At 30.4% G+C, this 23,722-nt stretch carries 20 protein-coding genes; 18 read left to right on the top strand and 2 right to left on the bottom strand.

What is annotated here, in order from left to right; genetic code table 11:
• The first annotated feature begins 679 nt into the window (after positions 1-679).
• From M2475_RS04480 to M2475_RS04510, 7 genes are all read left to right on the top strand, one after another.
• Complete coding sequence (locus M2475_RS04480; protein ID WP_277489864.1) at positions 680-4,213, top strand: GBS Bsp-like repeat-containing protein; 3,534 nt, start codon at positions 680-682, stop codon at positions 4,211-4,213.
• A gap of 657 nt (positions 4,214-4,870) precedes the next feature.
• On the top strand, positions 4,871-9,856 hold the full coding sequence (locus M2475_RS04485) for a GBS Bsp-like repeat-containing protein (RefSeq protein WP_277489865.1): 4,986 nt from the start codon (positions 4,871-4,873) through the stop codon (positions 9,854-9,856).
• A gap of 304 nt (positions 9,857-10,160) precedes the next feature.
• The gene (locus tag M2475_RS04490; RefSeq protein ID WP_277489866.1) at positions 10,161-11,219 is read left to right on the top strand and encodes an NAD-dependent epimerase/dehydratase family protein; all 1,059 of its coding nucleotides are present in this window, start codon (positions 10,161-10,163) and stop codon (positions 11,217-11,219) included.
• Between the two features lie 9 nt (positions 11,220-11,228).
• Positions 11,229-11,942, top strand: coding sequence for an IspD/TarI family cytidylyltransferase (locus tag M2475_RS04495; protein WP_277489868.1), 714 nt, complete (start codon positions 11,229-11,231; stop codon positions 11,940-11,942).
• Between the two features lie 152 nt (positions 11,943-12,094).
• Complete coding sequence (locus M2475_RS04500) at positions 12,095-13,201, top strand: polysaccharide pyruvyl transferase family protein (protein WP_277489869.1); 1,107 nt, start codon at positions 12,095-12,097, stop codon at positions 13,199-13,201.
• Between the two features lie 18 nt (positions 13,202-13,219).
• Positions 13,220-14,044, top strand: a complete 825-nt coding sequence (locus tag M2475_RS04505; protein WP_277489870.1) for a LicD family protein — start codon at positions 13,220-13,222, stop codon at positions 14,042-14,044.
• 121 nt (positions 14,045-14,165) lie between these two features.
• Positions 14,166-15,599, top strand: a complete 1,434-nt coding sequence (locus M2475_RS04510; RefSeq protein ID WP_277489872.1) for an LTA synthase family protein — start codon at positions 14,166-14,168, stop codon at positions 15,597-15,599.
• On the opposite strand, the gene M2475_RS04515 is transcribed toward M2475_RS04510, so the two are convergent.
• Both M2475_RS04515 and M2475_RS04520 read right to left on the bottom strand, forming a co-directional pair.
• Positions 15,592-16,023: an ImmA/IrrE family metallo-endopeptidase gene (locus M2475_RS04515; RefSeq protein WP_277489874.1), complete on the bottom strand. Its 432-nt coding sequence runs from the start codon at positions 16,021-16,023 to the stop codon at positions 15,592-15,594. The genes M2475_RS04510 and M2475_RS04515 overlap by 8 nt on opposite strands.
• A gap of 2 nt (positions 16,024-16,025) precedes the next feature.
• Positions 16,026-16,406, bottom strand: coding sequence for a helix-turn-helix transcriptional regulator (locus M2475_RS04520; protein ID WP_277489875.1), 381 nt, complete (start codon positions 16,404-16,406; stop codon positions 16,026-16,028).
• Positions 16,407-16,560: 154 nt separating this feature from the next.
• Here M2475_RS04520 and M2475_RS04525 point away from each other — a divergent pair, with 154 nt between their 5' ends.
• The 11 genes from M2475_RS04525 to M2475_RS04575 all read left to right on the top strand — a co-directional run bounded on the left by M2475_RS04525 (position 16,561) and on the right by M2475_RS04575 (position 23,675).
• Positions 16,561-16,977, top strand: coding sequence for a hypothetical protein (locus tag M2475_RS04525; RefSeq protein ID WP_277489877.1), 417 nt, complete (start codon positions 16,561-16,563; stop codon positions 16,975-16,977).
• Between the two features lie 105 nt (positions 16,978-17,082).
• Positions 17,083-17,265, top strand: a complete 183-nt coding sequence (locus tag M2475_RS04530; protein ID WP_277489879.1) for a hypothetical protein — start codon at positions 17,083-17,085, stop codon at positions 17,263-17,265.
• Between the two features lie 86 nt (positions 17,266-17,351).
• Complete coding sequence (locus tag M2475_RS04535; RefSeq protein WP_277489880.1) at positions 17,352-17,798, top strand: hypothetical protein; 447 nt, start codon at positions 17,352-17,354, stop codon at positions 17,796-17,798.
• A gap of 17 nt (positions 17,799-17,815) precedes the next feature.
• Complete coding sequence (locus tag M2475_RS04540; protein ID WP_277489881.1) at positions 17,816-18,439, top strand: major tail protein; 624 nt, start codon at positions 17,816-17,818, stop codon at positions 18,437-18,439.
• 1 nt (position 18,440) lies between these two features.
• The gene (locus M2475_RS04545) at positions 18,441-18,761 is read left to right on the top strand and encodes a hypothetical protein (protein WP_277489883.1); all 321 of its coding nucleotides are present in this window, start codon (positions 18,441-18,443) and stop codon (positions 18,759-18,761) included.
• Positions 18,762-18,884: 123 nt separating this feature from the next.
• Positions 18,885-19,943 (top strand): hypothetical protein, encoded by a 1,059-nt coding sequence (locus M2475_RS04550; RefSeq protein WP_277489884.1) that lies wholly within the window; start codon positions 18,885-18,887, stop codon positions 19,941-19,943.
• A complete protein-coding gene (locus M2475_RS04555; protein WP_277489886.1) occupies positions 19,943-20,773 on the top strand; it encodes a hypothetical protein in 831 nt (276 codons plus the stop codon). The genes M2475_RS04550 and M2475_RS04555 overlap by 1 nt, the downstream gene beginning before the upstream one ends.
• Entirely contained in the window at positions 20,764-21,801 is a 1,038-nt protein-coding gene (locus M2475_RS04560) for a hypothetical protein (RefSeq protein WP_277489888.1), read from the top strand. The genes M2475_RS04555 and M2475_RS04560 overlap by 10 nt, the downstream gene beginning before the upstream one ends.
• Positions 21,802-22,641 (top strand): hypothetical protein, encoded by an 840-nt coding sequence (locus tag M2475_RS04565; RefSeq protein WP_277489889.1) that lies wholly within the window; start codon positions 21,802-21,804, stop codon positions 22,639-22,641.
• Between the two features lie 5 nt (positions 22,642-22,646).
• On the top strand, positions 22,647-22,880 hold the full coding sequence (locus tag M2475_RS04570; protein ID WP_277489890.1) for a holin: 234 nt from the start codon (positions 22,647-22,649) through the stop codon (positions 22,878-22,880).
• Positions 22,881-23,675, top strand: coding sequence for a hypothetical protein (locus M2475_RS04575; protein ID WP_277489891.1), 795 nt, complete (start codon positions 22,881-22,883; stop codon positions 23,673-23,675). It abuts the gene before it with no gap.
• Positions 23,676-23,722: the final 47 nt, after the last annotated feature.

The raw sequence follows: 23,722 nt of genomic DNA on the forward strand, positions 1-23,722 counted from the left end.
AATGAGCATGAAAGAGTTTGTAGATCCGTTTAGTGAATAAAAGCCTCTTTTAGAGGCCTTAGGAGAAAGGTTGTAACTGTCAGGTATTTAGTAGTTGAAGGACTACACAATAAAAGACCCTTACAGGGTCAGTACATACCACTGATTATATCAGTGGTTATGATACTTTGGTTTTGAAGATGGATAATCTAATATAATTGAAATAGAAAATATATTCTTTAAAGAAGGCGTCCATACAAGTATAGGAAGACGGTTTAAAGTCTAGATATATTTTAGATTTTCATCTATTAATGTTTTGTATAATAGCATTATCAGCTGGTATGCCAACCCGAGATGTTGATCTTTTTTATCTTATACTCACTCATGCTAGATTATGGGATTTTGAGTAGCAAACGGATTTCTAGTCCGTGTGGTAATAGATAGATGTTTTATACCTGCTTTTTTGATTTTGTCTTGCAATTGGGCAGATAATCAGATAAGGAATTTTAATATTTTGAAGTTAATTATTTAATTGCTTAATGGAGTAATTGGTTAGTATTTGGAAAAATCTGCTGTAATTTCAAATTCAAATAGCGATATAATAAAAACATAATGTAAGATAGTCAAAAAATAGAGGAGGGAGCCATGAGAATATAAATTATTTACAATTAAACTATCAGCATTAGGAAAGGAGATTTCTATGAAATCTAAAAAGAAGAGATTTAAAATTTTGTGTAGTTTACTATCATGTATTACATTATTCGTTTTTTTGAGTGATATATCATTTGCTAATATTGAAGAAGAACCAAACATAATTGATAATGATTTAGATTATCATCCTTTTTATGACTTTGATCAAGAGCTAATGACAGTAAATGGAATATATGAAGGACTGCCGATCAAGAATTTCAAGGAAGATTTTCCAAAGGATTATATAATTAATATTTATCGAGGGAATAATCAAGTGAATAATGATAATAATGTAATTGAGAAAGATATGATAATTGAAATTATTCACGGAAATATAAATTATGGACAATTTAATGTTGATAAACTTATTTCTTCAAATATTCAGACACGAGCAAATTCTTTTGGATATACATCGCCATTAAAAAATTTGTCACCATCTGAAATGACTTCAGGGTATGGATGGAGATATCTTGAAGGATGGGGGAATGATTTTCACAGAGGTGTAGATTTTGGAAGACCACAAAATACAATTATAAGAGCAACAAAAGCAGGAACCGTTGTATATAGTGGCTGGGCGATAGGTGGCTCAAATGACGATGGTGGAGGCTATCTAGTTAGGATTGATCATGGAGGAGGGATTCAGACAGTTTACTGCCATATGAATTCTCAACCGCCTGTTACAAAAAATCAAAATGTGACTCAAGGACAGACAATCGGGTACGTTGGAACAACGGGATCTTCAACTGGATATCATTTGCACTATGAGGCGAGAATCAATGGAGTACATACTAATCCTTCTTCATATTTAAGCTATGACGAACCTTCAACTACTCCTCCTTATGCAAAACCTAAATTAAGTAATATTAAAGTTTCGAATATAGACCATACAGGATATACGATTACTGCTGATATTTCAAATGTTAAAAATGTTTCTCATGTTTTAGTAGCTGCTTGGACAAGTTACAACGGTACGGACGATTTAGCTCCTAAAGCAAATTGGCCAAAAGCAACTATAAATGGAAATAAGGTAACATACAGGGTAAAAATCAGTGACCATAACTTTGAAGCTGGAGAATATCAAACCCATTTTAATTTATACGAAAAAAATAATACTCAAACTACCATAGTAGCACAAAATACAATAATTCCAGGATTATATGATGCTGAAGTAATTGATGCAGATCAAACAGGATATACAGTAAGTGTTAAAATAACAGATCCCAAAAATGCTCAATATATAGAGTTTCCATCATGGTCATTGTATAATGGACGAGATGACTTAGGTACTTGGCCTAGAGGGACAATCAATGGCGATACGGCAACATATAGAGTAAACACTAGTGATCATAATGACGAAACAGGGAAATATGAAACTCATATATATTTGCATAGTAAAACTACAACACGATATGTATACCCAAAATCTATGATTGCATTAGTACCAGAACTAATAAATATTCAGATAAAAGATGTGAATAGAGATGGATACACGGTAGAAGCAGATGTAGTCAATGTTAATAAATTAAATAAAGTAATTGTGGCTACATGGACTACCCTAAATGGCCAAGACGACTTAAAACCAAAAAAAGATTGGCCTGAGGCTATAATTGACGGAAGTAAAATTTCTTATAGAGTAAAAACTAGCAATCATAACAATGAATTAGGAGAATATCAAACCCACTTATATTTTACTGATATTTATGGAGCTGAAACAGGCTATGCAGCATCCAATGTAAATGTTAATTTTGTTAATGATATTCAAATAACAGATATTGATCAAACAGGATATACAATAAGTGGAAAAATTGATAATATCGATAATATATCCTCTATAAAGTTTCCAACATGGACTTTATATAAAGGACAAGATGATCTTAAAAAGAAAGTTGATTGGCCTGAAGGGACAATAAATGGAAACACAGTAACCTATCGAGTAAATACAAGCGATCATAACAATGAAGGAGGTAAGTATCAAACTCATATTTACATGTATGATAAAGCTGGAAAAGAGTGGAAAGTGCCAATTTCTGAAGTAGAAGTACCACAATTTTATGATATAGAAATAAAAGATGTGGATTCTACAGGATATACAGTAAGTGCGAAAATTACAAATAAGGACATGTCTAGTAAGATAACAATGCCTGTATGGACAACTAAAGATTGGCAAGACGATTTGATTTGGCATACACCAACAATTAGTGGAAATACACTCACTTATCGAGTGCAAACAAAGGAGCATAAGAATGAGAGTGGGGAATATCAAACCCATTTATATTATTATGATAAAGAAAATACGATGTATCGATACCAAGTTGAAAATGTATTGGTTCCAAGCAAACCATCAGTATCAAATATAGATATTATTGATGTCGATCATACGGGATATACACTTGTAGTAACAATTGATAATATGGAAGAAGTATCATCTGTCACTTTCCCAACATGGACTCTATATAAAGGACAAGATGATCTTAAAAAGAAAGTTGATTGGCCTGAAGGGACAATAAATGGAAACAAAGTAACTTATCGAGTAAATACAAGCGATCATAATAATGAAGGAGGTAAGTATCAAACTCATATTTATGTAAATAACATACATGGAAGTTCTACAGCTAAAGCTGTTGATATTGTAGAAGTACCACAATTTTATGATATAGAGATAAAAGATGTGGATTCTACAGGGTATACGGTGAGTGCTAAAATCACAAACAAGGATATGTTTAGTAAGGTAACAATACCTGTGTGGACAACTAAAAATTGGCAAGATGATTTGATATGGCATACACCAACAATAAGTGGAAATACACTCACATATAGAGTACAAGCAAAAGACCATAAGAATGAAAGTGGCGAATATCAAACCCATTTATATTATTATGATAAAGAAAATACGATGTATCGATATCAAGTTGAAAATGTAGTGGTTCCAAGCAAACCATCCGTATCAAATATAGATATTGTAGATGTTGATCACACAGGATATACAGTTGTAGTAACAATTGATAATATGGAAGAAGTATCATCTATCACTTTCCCAACATGGACTCTATATAAAGGACAAGATGATCTTAAAAAGAAAATTGATTGGCCTGAAGGGACAATAAATGGAAACAAAGTAACTTATCGAGTAAATACAAGCGATCATAATAATGAAGGAGGTAAGTATCAAACTCATATTTATGTAAATAACATACATGGAAGTTCTACAGCTAAAGCTGTTGATATTGTAGAAGTACCACAATTTTATGATATAGAAATAAAAGATGTGGATTCTACAGGGTATACGGTGAGTGCTAAAATCACAAACAAGGATATGTTTAGTAAGGTAACAATACCTGTATGGACAACTAAAAATTGGCAAGATGATTTGATATGGCATACACCAACAATAAGTGGAAATACACTCACATATAGAGTACAAGCAAAAGACCATAAGAATGAAAGTGGCGAATATCAAACCCATTTATATTATTATGATAAAGAAAATACGATGTATCGATATCAAGTTGAAAATGTAGTGATACCACTTGTAAGACTACCCTGATTCTAAAATTATAATTAATTATATATTTAAAATAGAAAGTGAAGTAGAAATATTTTTATTTAATCATTAACTATCATAAAAGAGATGAATATACGTTTATAAAATATGATATTCATCTTTTTTTGTTTGCTATTTAAATATATGTGAGAATTTAGCTACTATATTATTTAATACTATGTACAATATTAATCTGGCTTATACTTAACCACTGCAAGAAAGAAAAAAATGTTAAAGGATAAACGAAATAATAGAATAAGAATCACTGATTACTGTAAAGTAACCACTTAAGAATAAGCTAATTCGGATTTTGGAATAGATGTTTAATAAAATCCTTATACTTCTTCTAGGTATCATAGTCCGTTTCTAATGTTCTTTACTTTTACATTCATAGATGTGAAAGTTTTCATATCTATGAATGTTGCTGTTTTTCTCATTAAGGATCTTACATCTAATAAAATATCAATCTTGCTTTTTTATCATCTAATTATTTATAGTTCATATGAAGTTCCTTTCCAATGATTGAGCTTCTTTTATTATATGAAAAATCGTAACGAAGTGAGAGTAGTAAACTGTCTTTTTCTTAATAGCAAAACGTAGGGATAGAATATTATTAAAAATAATGTTAGAATTATAGCGTATATGAAAAGAGAGGATACTATGAAGAAAAAAATTCTTACCGTCTTGGCTTTTTCACTGTGTTTGACATTTTTTTCAGGTATTGATACTAATATATTAAAAGCTGAAGAAAACACTACAGAAGTTGAAGAAAATCAAGATAATTCAAATAAAAATGATGAAGGAACGGAGGTATTACCTTTAGATGAATCACAGACTGAAAATGATACGATATCTGAGGAAAATGATGTTACTTCTAAAGAAACAAATGATACAAAATCATCAGAACCTATTTATGAAGAGGGCTATTACACTGTAGGTGATAATGGAGAAATTGAATACATTGATTTAACTCCTCCTACTGAAGAAGATGATAATGTTAATCAAAAAAACTTGGCAAGAAGCACTGAACTAGGTCTTTTAAAGCTAAGAACAAAGGGATCTGCTTCTTATATTACAAGTTATTCTGATATTAATGGAAAATCAGGATATCTTAATGGTTATTATGCTGGAGATGCAGCTTATTTAGGTAATGTCACAGGAGGCGTAAAATTTAAAGTTGCGGGAACAATAGGAACAATGGCACCAACAGAAAATCATAATGGAGTGGTGAAAAACAATTATAAAATAGTGCCATTAAGTAATGTTAAATCAGCTAGTTATTATTATGTGAGTAATGGTTTGTTATATCATCGTGTAGCAGCTGATATTGAAGTTGTTGATTCATATCTTAATACTACAGGGACGCCAATAGGTGTTGCCCCAAGTTATCTGAGTACAGGAACAAAATATTATAGTTATGATGGACATTACTTTTATACAACACTTCAACAAATGATTAATGATTACAAAGGGAATATTTATGCAAATAGTGTAAATCCAAACAATGTGTATTATAGTTATTATCAATATTTAAACACAAGAAGTAAAACAACACTGACAGCCAGTGAATTAAATGCAGCAGTTAGGCGTCATACGAGTTCAGGGGTGATGTTAGATAAATCAAGCTCATTTATTAGTGCACAAAATACAAATGGTGTGAATGCTTTATTAGCTACTGCACATGCGGCTTTAGAAAGTAATTGGGGTCGTAGTGATATGGCGGTTTCAAAAAATAATATTTTCGGTATCAATGCTGGAGATTTAGATCCTTCAGGCGCTAATAAATTTCCTTCAGTAGAAAAATGTATAGCTGCATATTCGGAAATGATATCTATTGATTTTTGTGATCCAAAAGATGGATTAGGTCGCTATTTTGGGGGACATTATGGAGATAAAGCGAGTGGAATTAATGTAAAATATGCCTCAGACCCTTATCTTGGAGAGAAAGTAGGAAGTATTGCACTATCGCTTGATAGTAGTAGAAAAGACTTAGATTACTATCAACTTGCTGTAAATGAAGGTAACAATTTAGTAGCGGTTAGAAAAGATGCAAGTCAAAGTGCAACGTCTTTGTATACAAATTCTAATATAAGAAGTTATCCAGTAATTGTTTTACAAAAAAATGGAAGTTTCCAACAAATTCAAAGTGATGCAGTTTTAAAAAGCGATCGTAGTGGAATTTTGCAAGATGTAGCTACATACAATTTTAGTTATATGTATGGTTATGTAGACAGTAGTACTTTTAAAGACATTAATGTAGGTAAAAATGAAATTAATACAGGAATTAAAATTGACTCAACTGAGATTCTTGATTCAGATGCAACAGGATTTACAGTAAAAGTGACAACCAGTGGAGGAAATGGACTAAAAAGAGTAAGAATTCCTGTTTGGACAGATAAGAATTGGCAAGATGATTTGGTTTGGTATGAAGGTGTGGTTAATGGTAATGTGGCTACTTGTCGTGTGGAACTAAAAAATCACAATTATGAAGAAGGATTATATCATGTACATGCATATGCGTATGATAATGATGATAAAAAATTCATATATAATACAACAACAAATGTAACAAAGCCAAAATTTCAAATTGATTCAACCGAAATACTTGATTCAGATGCAACAGGATTCACAGTGAAAGTGACCACAAGTAATGGCAATGGATTGAAGAGAGTAAGAATACCAGTTTGGACAGATAAGAATGGACAGGATGATTTGGTTTGGTATGAAGGAATTGTTGTAGGAAACACAGCGACATACCGAGTGAATGTAAAGAATCATAATTATGAAGATGGATTATATCATGTACATGCATATGCATATGATAATGATGATAAAAAATTCATATATAATACAACAACCACTGTAAAAATTCCACCATTAAAAATTGATTCAACTGAGATACTTGATTCGGATGAAACAGGATTTACAGTAAAAGTGACAACCAGTGGAGGAAGTGGATTAACAAGAGTAAGAATACCAGTTTGGACAGATAAGAATTGGCAAGATGATTTGGTTTGGTATGAAGGTGTGGTAAAAGGAAACACAGCAACATACCGAGTGAATGTAAAGAACCATAATTATGAAGAAGGATTATATCATGTACATGCATATGCATATGATAAAGGGAATCGAAAGTTTATTTATAATACGACAACCAATGTAACCATACCAAAGTTTCAAATTGATTCAACTGAAATACTTGATTCAGATGCAACAGGATTCACAGTGAAAGTGACTACAAGTAATGGCAATGGATTGAAGAGAGTAAGAATACCAGTTTGGACAGATAAGAATTGGCAAGATGATTTGGTTTGGTATGAAGGAATTGTTGTAGGAAACACAGCGACATACCGAGTGGATGTAAAGAATCATAATTATGAAGATGGATTATATCATGTACATGCATATGCATATGATAATGATGATAAAAAATTCATATATAATACAACAACCACTGTAAAAATTCCACCATTAAAAATTGATTCAACTGAGATACTTGATTCGGATGAAACAGGATTTACAGTAAAAGTGACAACCAGTGGAGGAAGTGGATTAACAAGAGTAAGAATACCAGTTTGGACAGATAAGAATTGGCAAGATGATTTGGTTTGGTATGAAGGTGTGGTAAAAGGAAACACAGCAACATACCGAGTGAATGTAAAGAATCACAATTATGAAGAAGGGTTATATCATGTACATGCATATGCATATGATAAAGGAAATCGAAAGTTTATTTATAATACGACAACCAATGTAACCATACCAAAGTTTCAAATTGATTCGACTGAGATTTATAATCTTGATGAAACAGGATTTAATGTGAAAGTGACTACAAGTAATGGCAATGGATTGAAGAGAGTAAGAATACCAGTTTGGACAGATAAGAATTGGCAAGATGATTTGGTTTGGTATGAAGGAATTGTTGTAGGAAACACAGCGACATACCGAGTGGATGTAAAGAATCATAATTATGAAGATGGATTATATCATGTACATGCATATGCATATGATAATGATGATAAAAAATTCATATATAATACAACAACCACTGTAAAAATTCCACCATTAAAAATTGATTCAACTGAGATACTTGATTCGGATGAAACAGGATTTACAGTAAAAGTGACAACCAGTGGAGGAAGTGGATTAACAAGAGTAAGAATACCAGTTTGGACAGATAAGAATTGGCAAGATGATTTGGTTTGGTATGAAGGTGTGGTAAAAGGAAACACAGCGACATACCGAGTGAATGTAAAGAATCACAATTATGAAGAAGGACTATATCATGTACATGCATATGCATATGATAAAGGAAATCGAAAGTTTATTTATAATACGACAACCAATGTAACCATACCAAAGTTTCAAATTGATTCGACTGAGATTTATAATCTTGATGAAACAGGGTTTGATGTGAAAGTGACTACAAGCAACGGAACAGGATTGAAGAGAGTAAGAATACCAGTTTGGACAGAAAAGAATGGACAGGATGATTTGATTTGGTATGAAGGTATAGTTAAGGGCAATACTGCGACTTGTCGGGTAAATATTAGTGATCATAAGAATGAAAGTGGAAAATATATTGTACATGCATATGCGTATGATAATGATGATAAAAAATTTATTTATAATACTGAAACTGTAGTACCTTCCAAAGTGCTTGAAATAACAAGTGTTACAGCTACAAAAGTAAATAGTTATGGATATGAGATTACAGTAAAAGTAAATGATCCTATTCAAATAAAAGAAGTGAAGGTACCAGCATGGACAATGGCAAATGGGCAAGATGATGTAGTTTGGCATAATGCAAAAATTGTGAATGGGCAAGCAAAAGTATTTATTTTAGCGGCAAGTCATAATTATGAAAAAGGAACTTATATTAATGATGTATATGTATATGGAGTCAATGGTGATCGACTTATTAGTAGATATAATGTAACACTAAATTCTGTATCAGCTAAAATGACAGGTTGGAAAGTCATTGAGGGAGAAAAATATTTTTTTGATAAAGCAGGAGTTCCTTTCGGAAATGCACCAGCTCTTAAAGTAATTGATGTCAGTGAATGGCAAAAAGAGATTGATTGGAATAAAGTTAAGGCAAGCGATGTAGATGCTGTTATCCTTCGTTTAGGGTATGGATCAGCATATGAAGATAAATATTTTGCAAGAAATGTAAGGGAGTGTAGAAGATTAAATATACCATTTGGTGTATATTTATATAGTTATGCAGAAACAGGACCAGAAGGGAAATTGGAAGGTGAATTTGTCGTAAGGACATTAAAAAAATATGGTATTACCTCAAAGGAATTATTTTTTCCAGTGTATTATGATTTAGAAGCATTTAGTATAGGGAGCACACCAATCTATGTGCCAACAAATTCTTATATTAGCATAGTTCATAATTTTGTAACAGTTACTAGAAATGGAGGATATAATCCACATCTATATAGCTATCGAAGTTATTTAAATAGTAATTTAAGAGATTCTAGATTATGGCAATATGTTTCTTGGGCAGCAGCATATACAGATACATTAGGATGGTCTAATCCATATTATTCTGGTTCATTTGGATGGCAGTATTCATCATCTGGAAGCGTTCCAGGAATTAATGGATCAGTAGATATGAATTGTTGGGTAATCAAATAATTAGTTAATACTTATAATTGCATTGATAAGAAGATAGGGTAAAAAGGTTAAATGGCAAATTTTTGTTAGATTAGCCTTTTTTTATGAATAGCATTCATTAGAAAAGGTTATTATACAAGGAATTGACAAATGAACACACCATATATTTGTCAATTTCAATAATACTGAGATAGTAAAAAATATAGTAAAAGTTGTTTTCGTTTATTCACTATAAATAAAAACTAAATTATAGTACAATATATGAGTAATGGTTTATATTATTTAATTGTGTATTGAAAGAAAATCATATAAGGAGAGAAATATTATGAAATATTCAGATAGTTATATAAAAATGGATATGCAAAAAATTTATTGTGATGACTATGTTTCAAAAATAGAAAGCAAAAGTACAATTTTAGTAACAGGATGTAATGGAATGATTGCAACTTATTTGATTTATTTCTTTTTATTTCTAAACGATGAGCATAAAAAGAATATTCATGTTATTGGTATGACAAGAAGTCCAAATAAAACAATGAAAAAATATCAAGATATCATAGACCGTAAGGATTTTACAATCATAGAACATGATGTGAATAATGTATTTGATATAGATATAGATATTGATTATATTTTTCATTTTGCAAGTAATGCAGATCCGAAAAATATTCTTGAACGACCAGTGGATATCATTCGAGCAAATACTTTGGGGTTAATGAATGTATTGGAATATGCAAAAGAAAAAAAGATAAAAAAAATTATTTTCCCCTCTACACGAGAAGTATATGGGAAGATGAGTGAAAATTATGAAGAAGTACATGAATATGATTTAGGAGTTCTAAATCAATTGGAAACAAGAGCATGTTATCCAGAAAGTAAGAAAATGGCAGAATGTATTTTAAATTCATACTATCTACAATATCAAGTTCCATATGCTATTTTCAGAATTGCACACTCTTATGGCCCAGGAATGCCAATTGAAAAAGATGGGCGAATTATGTCTGATTTAGTTGGGAATGTTGTTCGTGGAGAAGATATTTTATTAAATAGTGATGGCAGTGCAATTCGTGGATTTATTTATTTGACTGATATGATTTCAGGGATGCTTTATGGTACCTTTATAGGTTTGGATGCTGAAGTTTATAATTTGGCAAATGAAAAGGAAAATTTATCAATTTTAGAGTTAGCTAAAATGCTTGTTTCCTTACAGCCTAATAAGGAATTAAAAGTGACTTATAAGAAGATTAGTGAAAAGGAAAAAGAAGGATATACAAAATTTAAACGAGTACGCTTGAATATGAATAAATTAGAAAAATTGGGATGGTCCCCGCAAGTGTCTTTGATTGATGGATTAAAAACAACCATCAAGAGCTATGAAAGTTAGGTGAATAAAATGAATATTGCAGTAATTTTTGCAGGCGGCGTTGGTGCTAGAATGGGGAATATTGATAGGCCAAAGCAATTTTTAGAAGTAGATGGAATACCTGTAATCATCCATACACTTTTGCATTTCGAAAGATGTGAAAAAATAGATTATATTTCGATAGCTTGTATTTCAGAATATATTTCATATCTTAAAGAACTATTAGAAAAATATCAGATAAAAAAAGTCCGTTGGATATCACCTGGAGGTGATACAGGACAATTATCAATTTTTAATGGCGTAAAAGCTGTCTATGATGATCTTGAAATAGATCGAAATGCTACAATCTTGGTACATGATGCTGTTCGTCCTATGATTGATGAAGAACTAATTTTAAATAATATTGATAATATTGAAAAGAATGGAAATTCTGTCACTGTTTGTGGTGCTATTGAAACTATTTTTATGAGTAAGAACAATAAAGACATTGACTCAATTTTAAATCGTAATAATGCTTATCATGCAAAAGCGCCACAATGTTTTCGACTTGATGAATTATACAATGCTCATATAGATGCAATTGAAAAAAAAGATATCAACAATTGGGATTCATGCTCACTAATGTTTAAAAATGGAGTAACTTTATCGTTTGTATTAGGTAAAAGCTCAAATATTAAAATAACCACAATGGAAGATTTTTATATTTTTGAAACAATGTATCATTTAAATAAAAAAAGAAAATAAATAGTTGATATTATTTTTACATGTATATATAAATGATAGATTATATGTATGATTTTTATGGATTCTTTCAACTGGAAAGATAATGACAATTATATTGATTAATGGTATAATTTATATATTATTTTATGAATTTTAATGAGGAGAATATTAGAATGAAAATTGCTACATTAAGTTTAAATGTAAATACAGATGATTTGAATTTTGGTGCTGTCATGCATAGTTATTCATTTCAACAAGTATTAATCAAATTGGGTTATACAGATACTGAAATAATTAATTATATTCCCCAAAAAGTAGAACATATAAATAGAAAATATCCTTTATTTACTAGCTTTAAAAAATTTACCGTTATTAAGTTTGGCATGAGTATACTTACTTTTTTCTCTCATGCAAAAAAATATGATAAATTTGAAAAATTTATAAATACTAATATGAAACTTTCATCACAATCATTTACACAAGAGCAACTAAATAATGCAGAGTTACCATACGATTGTATTATTTGTGAAAGTGATGTTATATGGAGTCCAGGTTTTTTTAATGGAGGTTTTGATAAAGCTTTTTTTATGGCATTGGATAGCATGAAAGAATGTAAGAAAATAGCATATTCAGCAAGTTTAGCAAATGGTGATTTTAATGAAAAACAAGATAAAGAATTTGCGAAGCTATTAGAAAATGTTGATTTCATTTCATGTAGAGAAAAATATGGAGTAGATTTAACAAAAGAACATACAACAAAAGATGTAGCACATGTATTAGATCCAACCCTATTATTAAAGGAAGCAGATTATACACATTTATTAAAAAAATCATCTATTGACGATAAGTATATTTTAATATATTTCCCTTTAAGCTATAACAAAGCATTGGTAAATCTAGCAAAAAAATATGCTAAAAAGCATAATTATAAAACAATTGAGATTTCGAATTATGTTTGGGAGAAATTTTCTCACAAAACATATTGTTCTGCAGGAATAGAAGACTTTTTAACTTTAATAAAAAATGCTGAATGCATTTTCACGAATTCATTACACGCAGTTTGTTTTTCGATTATTTTTCATCGTCCTTTTTATGGGTTTGCTAGGGCAACAGGTCGTAAAACGGAAGATCTTTTAGAAAGTTTAAATTTAAGTGATCGGTATATTAAAGATAATAATTTTATTGAAGGCAATGATATTAATTATAATGAAGTTGATAAAATATTAGATGATAGAATTGATTACTCTATGAATTGGCTGAAAAATGCTTTAGCTAAATAATTAAAGAAAGAGATGATTATGGATAATACAAGTACTTTGAAAAATATTCAAAAAATTGAATTAGAGATAGCTGCACATATTTTTGATTTATGCAGAAAACATAAGTTGACGTGTGTCCTTGCAGGAGGGAGTTGTTTGGGTGCAATTCGACACAAAGGGATGATTCCTTGGGATGATGATATTGACTTGGCTATGCCACGTAATGACTATGAGCGCTTTATTGAATTATGCGAAAAAGAGTTAAGTTCAAAATATTTTTTCCAACATTTAGATAGTGAAGAGAATTGTGCCTATATTTTTGGGAAAGTAAGAAAAAATAATACAAAACTTACTGAGGAATATTCGCATAATATTAAAATGCATCAAGGAATTTGGGTTGATATATTTCCTTATGATAATATTTCTGATAGTCATTTACGAAGAAAATTTAACAATATGTGGATTTCATTTTATAAAAATCTTTTGATTGTTAAAGTGGGTTTCGGGATTCCTCGAAATAGTAGTTTCTTATTTTCTGTTGCTTATTATATTTCAAAAATTATTTCATTGTTTTTTTCGAAAAAATTTTTAAAGAAAAAACTCAGAAAACATATGCTCAAGTACAATAATCAAAAAACAGAAAAAATTCGCCCTTATGCTGGTGCTTATGGTGAAGCAGAGAATATGTCTAATGATTTATTTGAGAACCCAATAGAGGTGGATTTTAATGGATATAAGTTTTTAACATTTAAAGAATATGATATGTATTTGACAAAACTATATGGTGATTATATGACACCTCCACCTCCTGAAAAAAGAAATGGTGGAAATCATCATATTAAAGAAGTTATTTGTGGGGAATAAGAAGTGTTTCGTATTATTAAAAAAGACTATTAAGGCATGTGAATAGTCTTTTTTTGTGACATTATGTATTATATAAAAATGATAATTCATGTTATAATAATTTCATTTAATGGAGATGATTATGGTTATAGAGATTATATTTATATTTATCACTTTAATATTATTATTTTCTGCTTCTTGGGCTTTGGATTACTTTGGTCTTTCATGCTTTGAGCAGATTGTTTTTCATTTAAAAGTGCCATTAGAAGGAACAAATACGGAGTTTATTTTTGATTGGATAAAGAAATGTGTTAGTAAAGCAGTTGTAAGCACATTGTTTATATGCTTACCGTTACTTAATGAAAATTATAAGAATAACTTTTTTGTAATTTCAATGATATTAAGTTTGATATTTTTGTTTTTAGCTGCAAACCGTGTAGGACTCTTTGGGTTTGTGGGGAATCTCTTTAAAGGTACTGAGTTATATGAAGAAGAATATATAGATGGCAAGAATATTAAAATAGAATTTCCTAAAAAGAAAAAAAATCTAATATATATCTATGTGGAATCTTTAGAAAATACCTACACATCAAAAGATAATGGAGGTAATAATAATGATGATTTACTTTACCCATTATCAAAATATGCTACGGACAATATAAATTTTTCCAATACAGAAACATTAGGTGGAGCTAAAGTTGTATCTGGTACGGGTTGGACAACTGGTGGTATTGTTGCTCAAAGTGGTGGTGTTCCCTTATTAGTACCCTTGAATCAAAAACGTTTTAGTAAGAAAACAGATTTTTTACCAGGTTTATATGCACTTGGTGATATTCTGGAAAAAGAAGGATATAATCAAGAATATATGATAGGATCAGATGCAATTTTTGGAGGTCGTGAATTTTATTTTAAAAAGCATGGGAATTATAAGGTTTTTGATTTAAATACAGCTTATAAGGAAAATAAGATTGCAAAAGACTATAAAGAATTTTGGGGATATGAAGATGAAAAATTGATATCTTTCGCAAAAGAAGAAATTTTAAATCTTGCCAATGAAAATAAACCTTTTAATTTTACTATGCTTACGGTTGATACACATCACCCATATGGCTATGTTTGTAAGAATTGTGAGAGCAAATATCCAGAGCGACTTTCCAATGTCATTGCATGTAATAGTAAGCAGATTGGTGAATTGGTTGAATGGATAACTAAACAAGAGTTTTATAAGGATACAACACTAATTATTACAGGAGATCATTTGAGCATGGCAGCTGAGTATATACATAAGACATATGATAAGACATATGAGAGAACTATTTTTAATACTTTTATGAATAGTTCTATACCTGCTGCTAACACAACACATAGAAAGTTTACAAGCTTCGATATGTTTCCTACAACATTAGCTAGTATGGGAGTTCATATTGAAGGAAACCGTTTGGGGTTAGGAACAAATTTATTTTCTAGTGAAAAGACCCTTATAGAAAAGTATGGATTTGATTTTATTGACCAAGAACTACGTAAGCAATCATTATATTATAAAAGAAATATTTTAAAAAGAGGTATCACTAAATAGTGATACCTTTACTGTACAAGTCATCAAAAAATTGGAAAGCGATATTTTCTGGTACGCCTTTGGTAGTTAATAGATTTATAATATTTGTATTACTTATTTCCTCATCTTTAAGTAAGAATAAACAAGCAAACGTATTTGCTTCTCTTTCTAATTTGTTCTTTTTTATACGGATTGAGAAATTGAAATTAATATTTTGATCATAATGTAAAATGCGATGACCAAGTTCATGTAAAATTAAAAAATTTTGATAAGAAATATCTAAATCCTTTTTCATAAACAACGTATTCATATTGATGAGCATAGCATCTGTATTCATGGGAAGGATATTTTCCTCGAGGATGGAAATGTTATAAAAAGATAATAATTCTTCCAGTGTAAAATGGTGATAATTTTGTAAAGTGGATTCAATATGTTTTATATTCATTATTAAGTTATTTGCTTAGCAGCTACCTTTAATAAATCTAAAACCGTGTTGGCAAACTTTACAATTTCTTCATCACTCATTTTATCGATATCATAACCCCCATATGCTGCAATCATAGGTTGTTCAACTAAAAATTTCATAGCATCTTCGGCAGTTGAAAATCTTTGATCACTATCTCCAGTGAGTTCGTTCATACTCACATTTAAAATGTTTGCGAGTTTACTCATACGGTCAACACGAGGATAACTTTGAGCATTTACCCAACTTGAAATAGTAGATAACGGTAAATCCATTTCCCGGGCAATTATTGTCTGCGAAATTTTTTTCTTTTCCATGATTCTTTTCAAATTTTTGACAAAAATATCTCTTGCATTCTTTTCCATAAAAACTCCTTTCTTAAATTATACGATATAATCGTAATAAATCAAGCTTGATATAAAAATATTACAGTTTAGTCGTTGACACTACGATTAAACTGTAATAAAATTTGATTGTAAGAAATTATATACGAATAAAATGTATGGAAGAAGGAGGAAAATGAAACAGCAAGAAAAAATAGATCAATTTATAAGAGATTTAAAAAGTGTAAACTTCTACACAAAGAGCATTATAGAAATGAACTTGGAACTAGAAGATATTGCCAATCAATTACAAGGAGTTTCCTCTATTCAATTTAATCAAGTTTATACTTCTAAGCAAAAAGGTCCATATAAATCTAAAGTGGTGAGTCTTATGATGTTGGAAGAGCAAATGATAAAGATTAAGGAAAAGTATGAGGATAGATTAGTAGAAATAGAGAATAAATTCGAAATGATTGAAGATTTAATCGTTAAAGACATGCTTGTGGATATCCATATTTTAGGGATTCGTCATGAAGCAGTAGCCATTAAGTATAACTACAACCGACAACACATTTATCGCAAAATCAACAGTGAGTTAAAAAAGATTTTATGACATGCGACACTGTACGCTTAAAAAGATGTTACTATGATATTGTGATAATTGCGTAGGTGTTGTTTAGATAAAAAACAACACTTTTATTTTAGAAAAGGAGCAAACATGAAAAACGTAATGAAAGTAAAATTAGTAGAATGTTATAAAGTAGAAAGTAAAGAATATCCAGAATTGTTTGCGATTGGAACTACGCAGACAGAAGCAATTGAGCGTTTAGAAGTCTTGATATATGAACATAGACAAATGCTAAGGATTGCAAAAGAAGTACAAAAACTAGCTTATCAATAATAGTTATTGGTCCAGGCTTATGACCTAAAAAGAATTGCACGTTTGGTGATGGCTACCACCTAAAAAGTCTAAAACGAGAGGTTAGTATGAAAACGAAAAACTTACAACGAATAGGTCTTACAAAAAAACAAATTGATTTTGTAATGGCAGAAAATGGAAAAGATGTTAATCATGTGAAAGAACAAATGGTTTTGCGAGAAAAACAAATGAATGAGATGCAAAAAGAAAATGACCATTTATATAAGGAACTTACTAAATTGAATCAAATAGTAGAGAGATATAACGGAATTGATGTAAAGGAGTTGTTAGAAACTCAAAAAAGATATGATAAAGAACTGTTAGAATTGAAAAAATCGAATGCTATTGAGCGATTATTTGGCAATCTTCCTTTTGCTAGTAAACTGGCAAAGAAACAAGCAATACAAGAATTTGAAAAGCAAAACTTTATATTTAAGGATGATGTTTTTATTGGGGTTGACAGCTTTTTTGAAAATTTAATAAAAAATGATGCAAATGCATTTTATAAACGATGAAAGGATGAATATAAATTATGGCAATTGAAAATAAAAGACCGCAGATTAAAGAGACAGTAGGAGCACAATATGTTTGTTTTGCTCTTGATAATGAAAATGGAGTATTTAATGGAGAATATGAAGCAAAAGTAGAAAAGACAGAGGTTGTGAAGAGTGTTAGTGTTACAGAAAATGCGACAAGTACAAAAGTAAGAGCTAGTGGAAAAGATTATGAAGTAGTATCTACTCTAGCTTCAACGGATATCAGTGTTGAAGTAGTTGCATTCCCTGCTGAAACATTAGCAAAGATGCGTGGAGATGTAATTGACACTACAGGACTTATCATGAGTGGTGGCAATAGCGAACGTCCATACTTTGCTTATGGTAAGGTTGTTGAGCTTAAGAACGGATTCTATCGTTATGAATGGTATCCAAAATGTAAGCTTACAGCAAATACTGATGAAGTAACAACAAGTGATGTAGAGTTTGCAGAACAAAATGATACGTTTACGATTTCGGCTATGGCATTTAATGATAATGGAGATAATCGTACAAAAGTTGAAACAGAGTTTAAATTGCCTGAAGGATTAACGGAAGAAAAGTTCTTCAGCAAACCGATTTTATCACCAGAGGATTTAGCAGAAGTTATCCAAGGTACGTAATATGAGTGATATAACGTTAACAAATGGTGAAAATTTAGAAATTAGTATTAATTGGTTAACATTAAAGCTTTTAAGTGATTACGGACTAGAAAAACTAAATAAAAAAATGAAAAGTGAAAATAATCAAATGGAGGTTGCTTCAATATTAATTTATTCAATTTTACGCTCGAATGGGAAAAAAATTTCACATGAAGAAGCACTGTCGTTAATTAGTGTTGATGATGATTCAATATTTAAAATTTTTAATATTTTTAGTGATAAGATGAAGGCATTCAAAAAAAAACAGGAAGGGAGAATAGAATTACAAAAAAATATGAAATAAAATGGGCAGAAATTTTATATTCTGCTCTTTTAATTGGATTAAGTGAAGAAGAATTTTGGAAAATGGATCCGATAATTTTTAATGAAATGCTAATATATCACTTTGAATTAGAAAGGAGAAAATATGGATAATAATTTAAATATGAATGGAATTTTAGATGCAACAGAGATAATAGCAGACTCTTTTTCAGAGCTAATAGGTACAATGATTTCTGGATTTGAGAAAGTAATGGAATTGACTAATAATATTATAAATCTATTTCAATCATTTATAGATTTGATTTTTGATGGCGGTACTATTATTGAAGCATTTCGTAATTTAGTTGCAGAAGCTTGGCAGGTTATTCAAGAAGCATTTTTATCTGGTTGGGATAGTGTGCTAAAACCTGTTTTTGAAGGACTTACAACAGCATTTTTAAATGTCATTGAATTAGGAATTGTTCCACTCTCAAACAGTTGGCAAGAGTTTATTGAAACAGCAATAGGACAAATATTTCTTTTATGGAATTCTATTCAACAAACAATTGGAAATATACTTTCAGTAATACAACCAGTAATTAGTTTTATAACGTCGATTCCATCATTAATACAAGAAACAATTAATACAGTTTTTTCTGAATTAAATACATTTACAGGTGATGTATTTAAAAAAGTTTTATCTTTACTTCAAATAGTTACTGGCATAATAGCGTCTATGATTAAAGGAATTGTTACATATGTATCTGAATTGATAAATCAGGTATTTAGAGGTTTGGAGAATTTATTACCTAATATTATAATTGGTATTTTTAATGCAGTTATTAGAATAATAAATTCGATGATAAGAAAGCTTAATAAAACTTTCAAATTTGAACTTCCAGATTGGATACCATTTATAGGTGGAAAAAAATATGGATTAAATTTAGATGAGCTAGAAGAAGTTAAAAGATTAGCTAAAGGTGGAGACTTAATGAATGGAATAGCAATGGTTGGAGAAGCAGGACCTGAGCTGTTATTGCAAAATGGAACAAGAACAACGGTAGCACCACTTACACGTGGAGGAGGCGCAGATCCAGTAGATATCATTGACTATAACAAAATGGCACAGATTTTCATGCATTCCGTAATGGGAATGATGGATGGTGTTAGTGTAAAAATGGATCGTAGAGAATTTGGAAAACTAGTGAGTGAGGTGAATAAATGATGAAATATAAAATATCTTATGAAGGATTAGGTGGAGTGATTGATTTTTCAAAAGCTCCTTTTATTTATGCTGACCACAATCTTTTTGATTATGAGTTTTCATATGATAGTACCAATATGCCTTCTCAAAATAAAACAATACTAAATCAGATATACTCACTAGGAAAAGTAAAAACTATATCTTTACAAGTTATAGGAACTAAAAAAGCAGAAATATTAAATGATTTAGAAACAAAATTAAACTATGATATTGAAGCAAAACAGCCTGGGAAATTGTATGTTAATGATGAGTATATAAACTGTTATTTAGTAGCTTCTTCAAAAAAGGAGTGGAATCAATATGCAGCAATGGAATATATTACATTGTCATTGTTTTGTGAAAGTCCTAAATGGATTACAGAAAAAACATATGATTTCTCAATATATGAAAAAAATTCAATTGATGGAGGATTTCATTTTCCTTTGAGTTTTCCAGTTTCATTCAAATATTCATGGAAGAATATGGACATTTTAAATAATCACTATGCTCCAGTAAAGTGTAAGCTGTATTTTTATGGACCTATTAAAGATCCGAAGGTAAGAATAGGTGAAAACTTATATGCTATGAATGGTGAGTTACTTGATAGTGAACGTTATATTATTGATCAAAATGATAAAACGATTGTGAAGATTACTGCTGCTGGAGAAATAGTGAACTGTTTTGATGAAAGAGATAAGAGCAGCTCTATATTTTTACCAATTCAAATTGGTGAAAATAAAGTTGACTACGATGGAACGTTCTCTTTTTCAATTTGCCTATATACAGAAAGGAATGAGCCTAGATGGATATAGTACATGCAAAAGTAGTTAAAGAAGATGATTTAAGATTTAAAGAATGCGGGATCATAAAAAACTACAGTAAGGCTGAATTTTCACTGCATAAAGAATTGGATATGAATAAAAATGATTTTGAAATTCAGATGAGTCAAAGTGCATGGTTGAGTGCACCAATTGTATGTGGAGATTGGGTATATATTGCAGAGAGTGAGTGGGGAGGAAGGGTAGAAAAGATAACTCATACAGAAGAAATGATAAAAGTATCAGGTGTAAACTTTCGCTATCTTTTAAATCGAGACGTTTTACTTCCTCCATATAATCAAACAACGAAGAAACGCGAGAAATTATTAAATGTTAATGGATATATAGAAGATTTGATAACACAGATAAAAGATTATTCATTGTCACAAGAATGTTTAGGACTTTGTATGATAGATGATACAGGCGAGAATATATTAGTAGAAGGAGAAATCGGATATTTAACATATATGGAAGCATTAGAAAAACTAATTGAAAATGAAGATATTTATATTAGTGTTCGACATAATAGTGTTAATGATAAATTAATGATTTCAATAAAAGAGCTTGGAGTGTATGAAGATACAATTAATAAAGACTATAATATCGAAATTGATTCTTCAATAGATGAAAGTGAGAAAGTAGATCTCATTATTGGAAATAGCACAAGTGACGAGGGGAATTATCAAGTTTTTATGTATCGAGATGAAACGGGTGCGATTACAGAATTGGATTTAAATGAAACACACATAGATACGAATACAATCATTAAGCAAATCTTTGTTGATGAAAAAGTAAATTCTCTTGATGAACTAAAGAAAAAAGTGCTGGAAACTTTTAGTAAACAGAGTTTAAAGAAAACAATAGAATTGTTTTTAAAAACAGAGATAGTAAATTTTAATATTGGTGATGTAATTTCTGGTATTGATGAAATAACCACACTGGAAATCAAAACAAGGATTATAGAAAAGAAGTTAGTAATAAATGAAAAAGGCCATAGTATTGAATATAAGGTAGGTGATTAGATGGCACAAAAAGGAATTATTAAAAATACAACAGATAATGAATCATATATATCAGCTAGTGATTGGGCATATATGCAAGATTCATTAATAGGACAATCTGGGGTAATGGATTATAAAGAAAGATTAGAAGTAGTAAAAATTAACGATAATACAGTTAGGATTAAAAGTGGAGTATATTTTTTGAATGGAAAAGCAATTGTTGTCGATAATTATGAAGATATCACAATTGATAGTGGCTCGCTTGGAGTAAAACGATATGATTATATTATTGCTGAGTATGTCAAAGATGGAGAATCTGAAGGTAATGATTTTTTAGGGTTTAGAGTATTGAAAGGAATCCCATCAGCAGATATACCTCAAAAACCCGAGCTTACAAATAATGATGTAGTGGAACAAGAAATATTATGTTTAATTTATATTGATGAGATTATACTTAGTATTCAAGAAAAGACAGAAAAAGGGATAATTCAATTAAGCCAATTGTATTCAAAAAATGAAATAGATGATATGAGGTCAAAAAAAGTATTATTGACGAAACAATCTGTTTCAGCAAATACAAGTATTACTTTAAATGATAGTATTGAAAAATATGATTTTATTCTTGTAGAAGTTCAAGGTGATAATTATGGCATTGGCTCTCTTTTAATCAGTGTAAGTGATATTGTTTATTCAAATTCAACATCTACACATCAATATGAAGCAGTGGCGTTTCAGAAGGCGGCGGTGTATGCAGCAGTACAATTTAGGTTTACAAATGCTACGACATTGACTACAACAGGACATGTTGTTGCAGCATGGTCGAAAGCTTGGTTTAGAAGAGCTTATGGTATTAGAATATAGTATTTATGAAAAACTTATTTAGAAAAGAATGGTGGATGTTGGCATGTGTAAGAGCATGTAAAACAATAGCTCAAACAGCAATAGGGATAATCGGGACAAATATCCTCATAACAGATGTTAATTGGATTATTGTCTTGTCATCATCACTTTTATCAGGGTTAATTTCACTTCTTACAAGCATTCAAGGATTGCCTGAATTGGAAAATGCTACCCATTTAGGTGAAGAAGGAGATGATTAGTTGAAAAAAGGACAGACGAGTGTTCGTAATGGTATAGAAGATATTTTATTTCCAATGGAAATATGCAATATTACACAAGGTGATAATGAAGGAACACATAAAGGAACTTATGCTGTTGATTTAGCTGGAAAAGACAGCGGAAGAGATTATGCCTATTTTCCCTTTAGTGCAAGAAGTGTAGCATTAGATAGTGCTAAAAATGGAAATGCAGTGATATGGGAAAGCTTACATAAAGTACGTTTTGCAGATGGAACGATTGACTATTGTTGTATGATGGTAATTCATGATAATGACCCAACTGGTTTTTCAATAGGGTCTTCCTATAAGCAAGGTGTTCAAATGGCACAAGAAGGAACCGCAGGAATCGCTAGTGGAAACCATTTGCATGTTGAAGTAGCCAAAGGAAAATACCAAAGAGGAAATGCAGGGATGTATGAGAAGAACAAATATGGAATTTATCATTTAAAGAATAATATGCCAATTGAAAAAGTATGTTTTATGGACAATACAAAGATTATTAGAGGTATTGCTGATTGGAAATATTTAAAAGATGTAGATGATGCTATTTCAAAAAAGTTGTATTTACCAAAAGAAGCAACAGGATGGTATGTATACCCTTTACATAAACGTCCTGTAATTGGTAACCAAATCGGTTCATTAAATCCCTCAAAATATGGAGGGCTGAGTTATCAGATTTTAGCTACACCAATGAAAGATGTTGCAACAATTGAAACAAAAGAGTATGGAAAAGTAAATATTTATGTTGCTACCAATACAGGAGCAATTATAAAGTAGATAGGAGACGGTGGTATAAGCTACCGTCTTTTTTTATTGTCGCTTTT

It is taken from the genome of Breznakia sp. PF5-3 (assembly GCF_029504745.1).
Taxonomy (GTDB): domain Bacteria; phylum Bacillota_I; class Bacilli_A; order Erysipelotrichales; family Erysipelotrichaceae; genus Breznakia.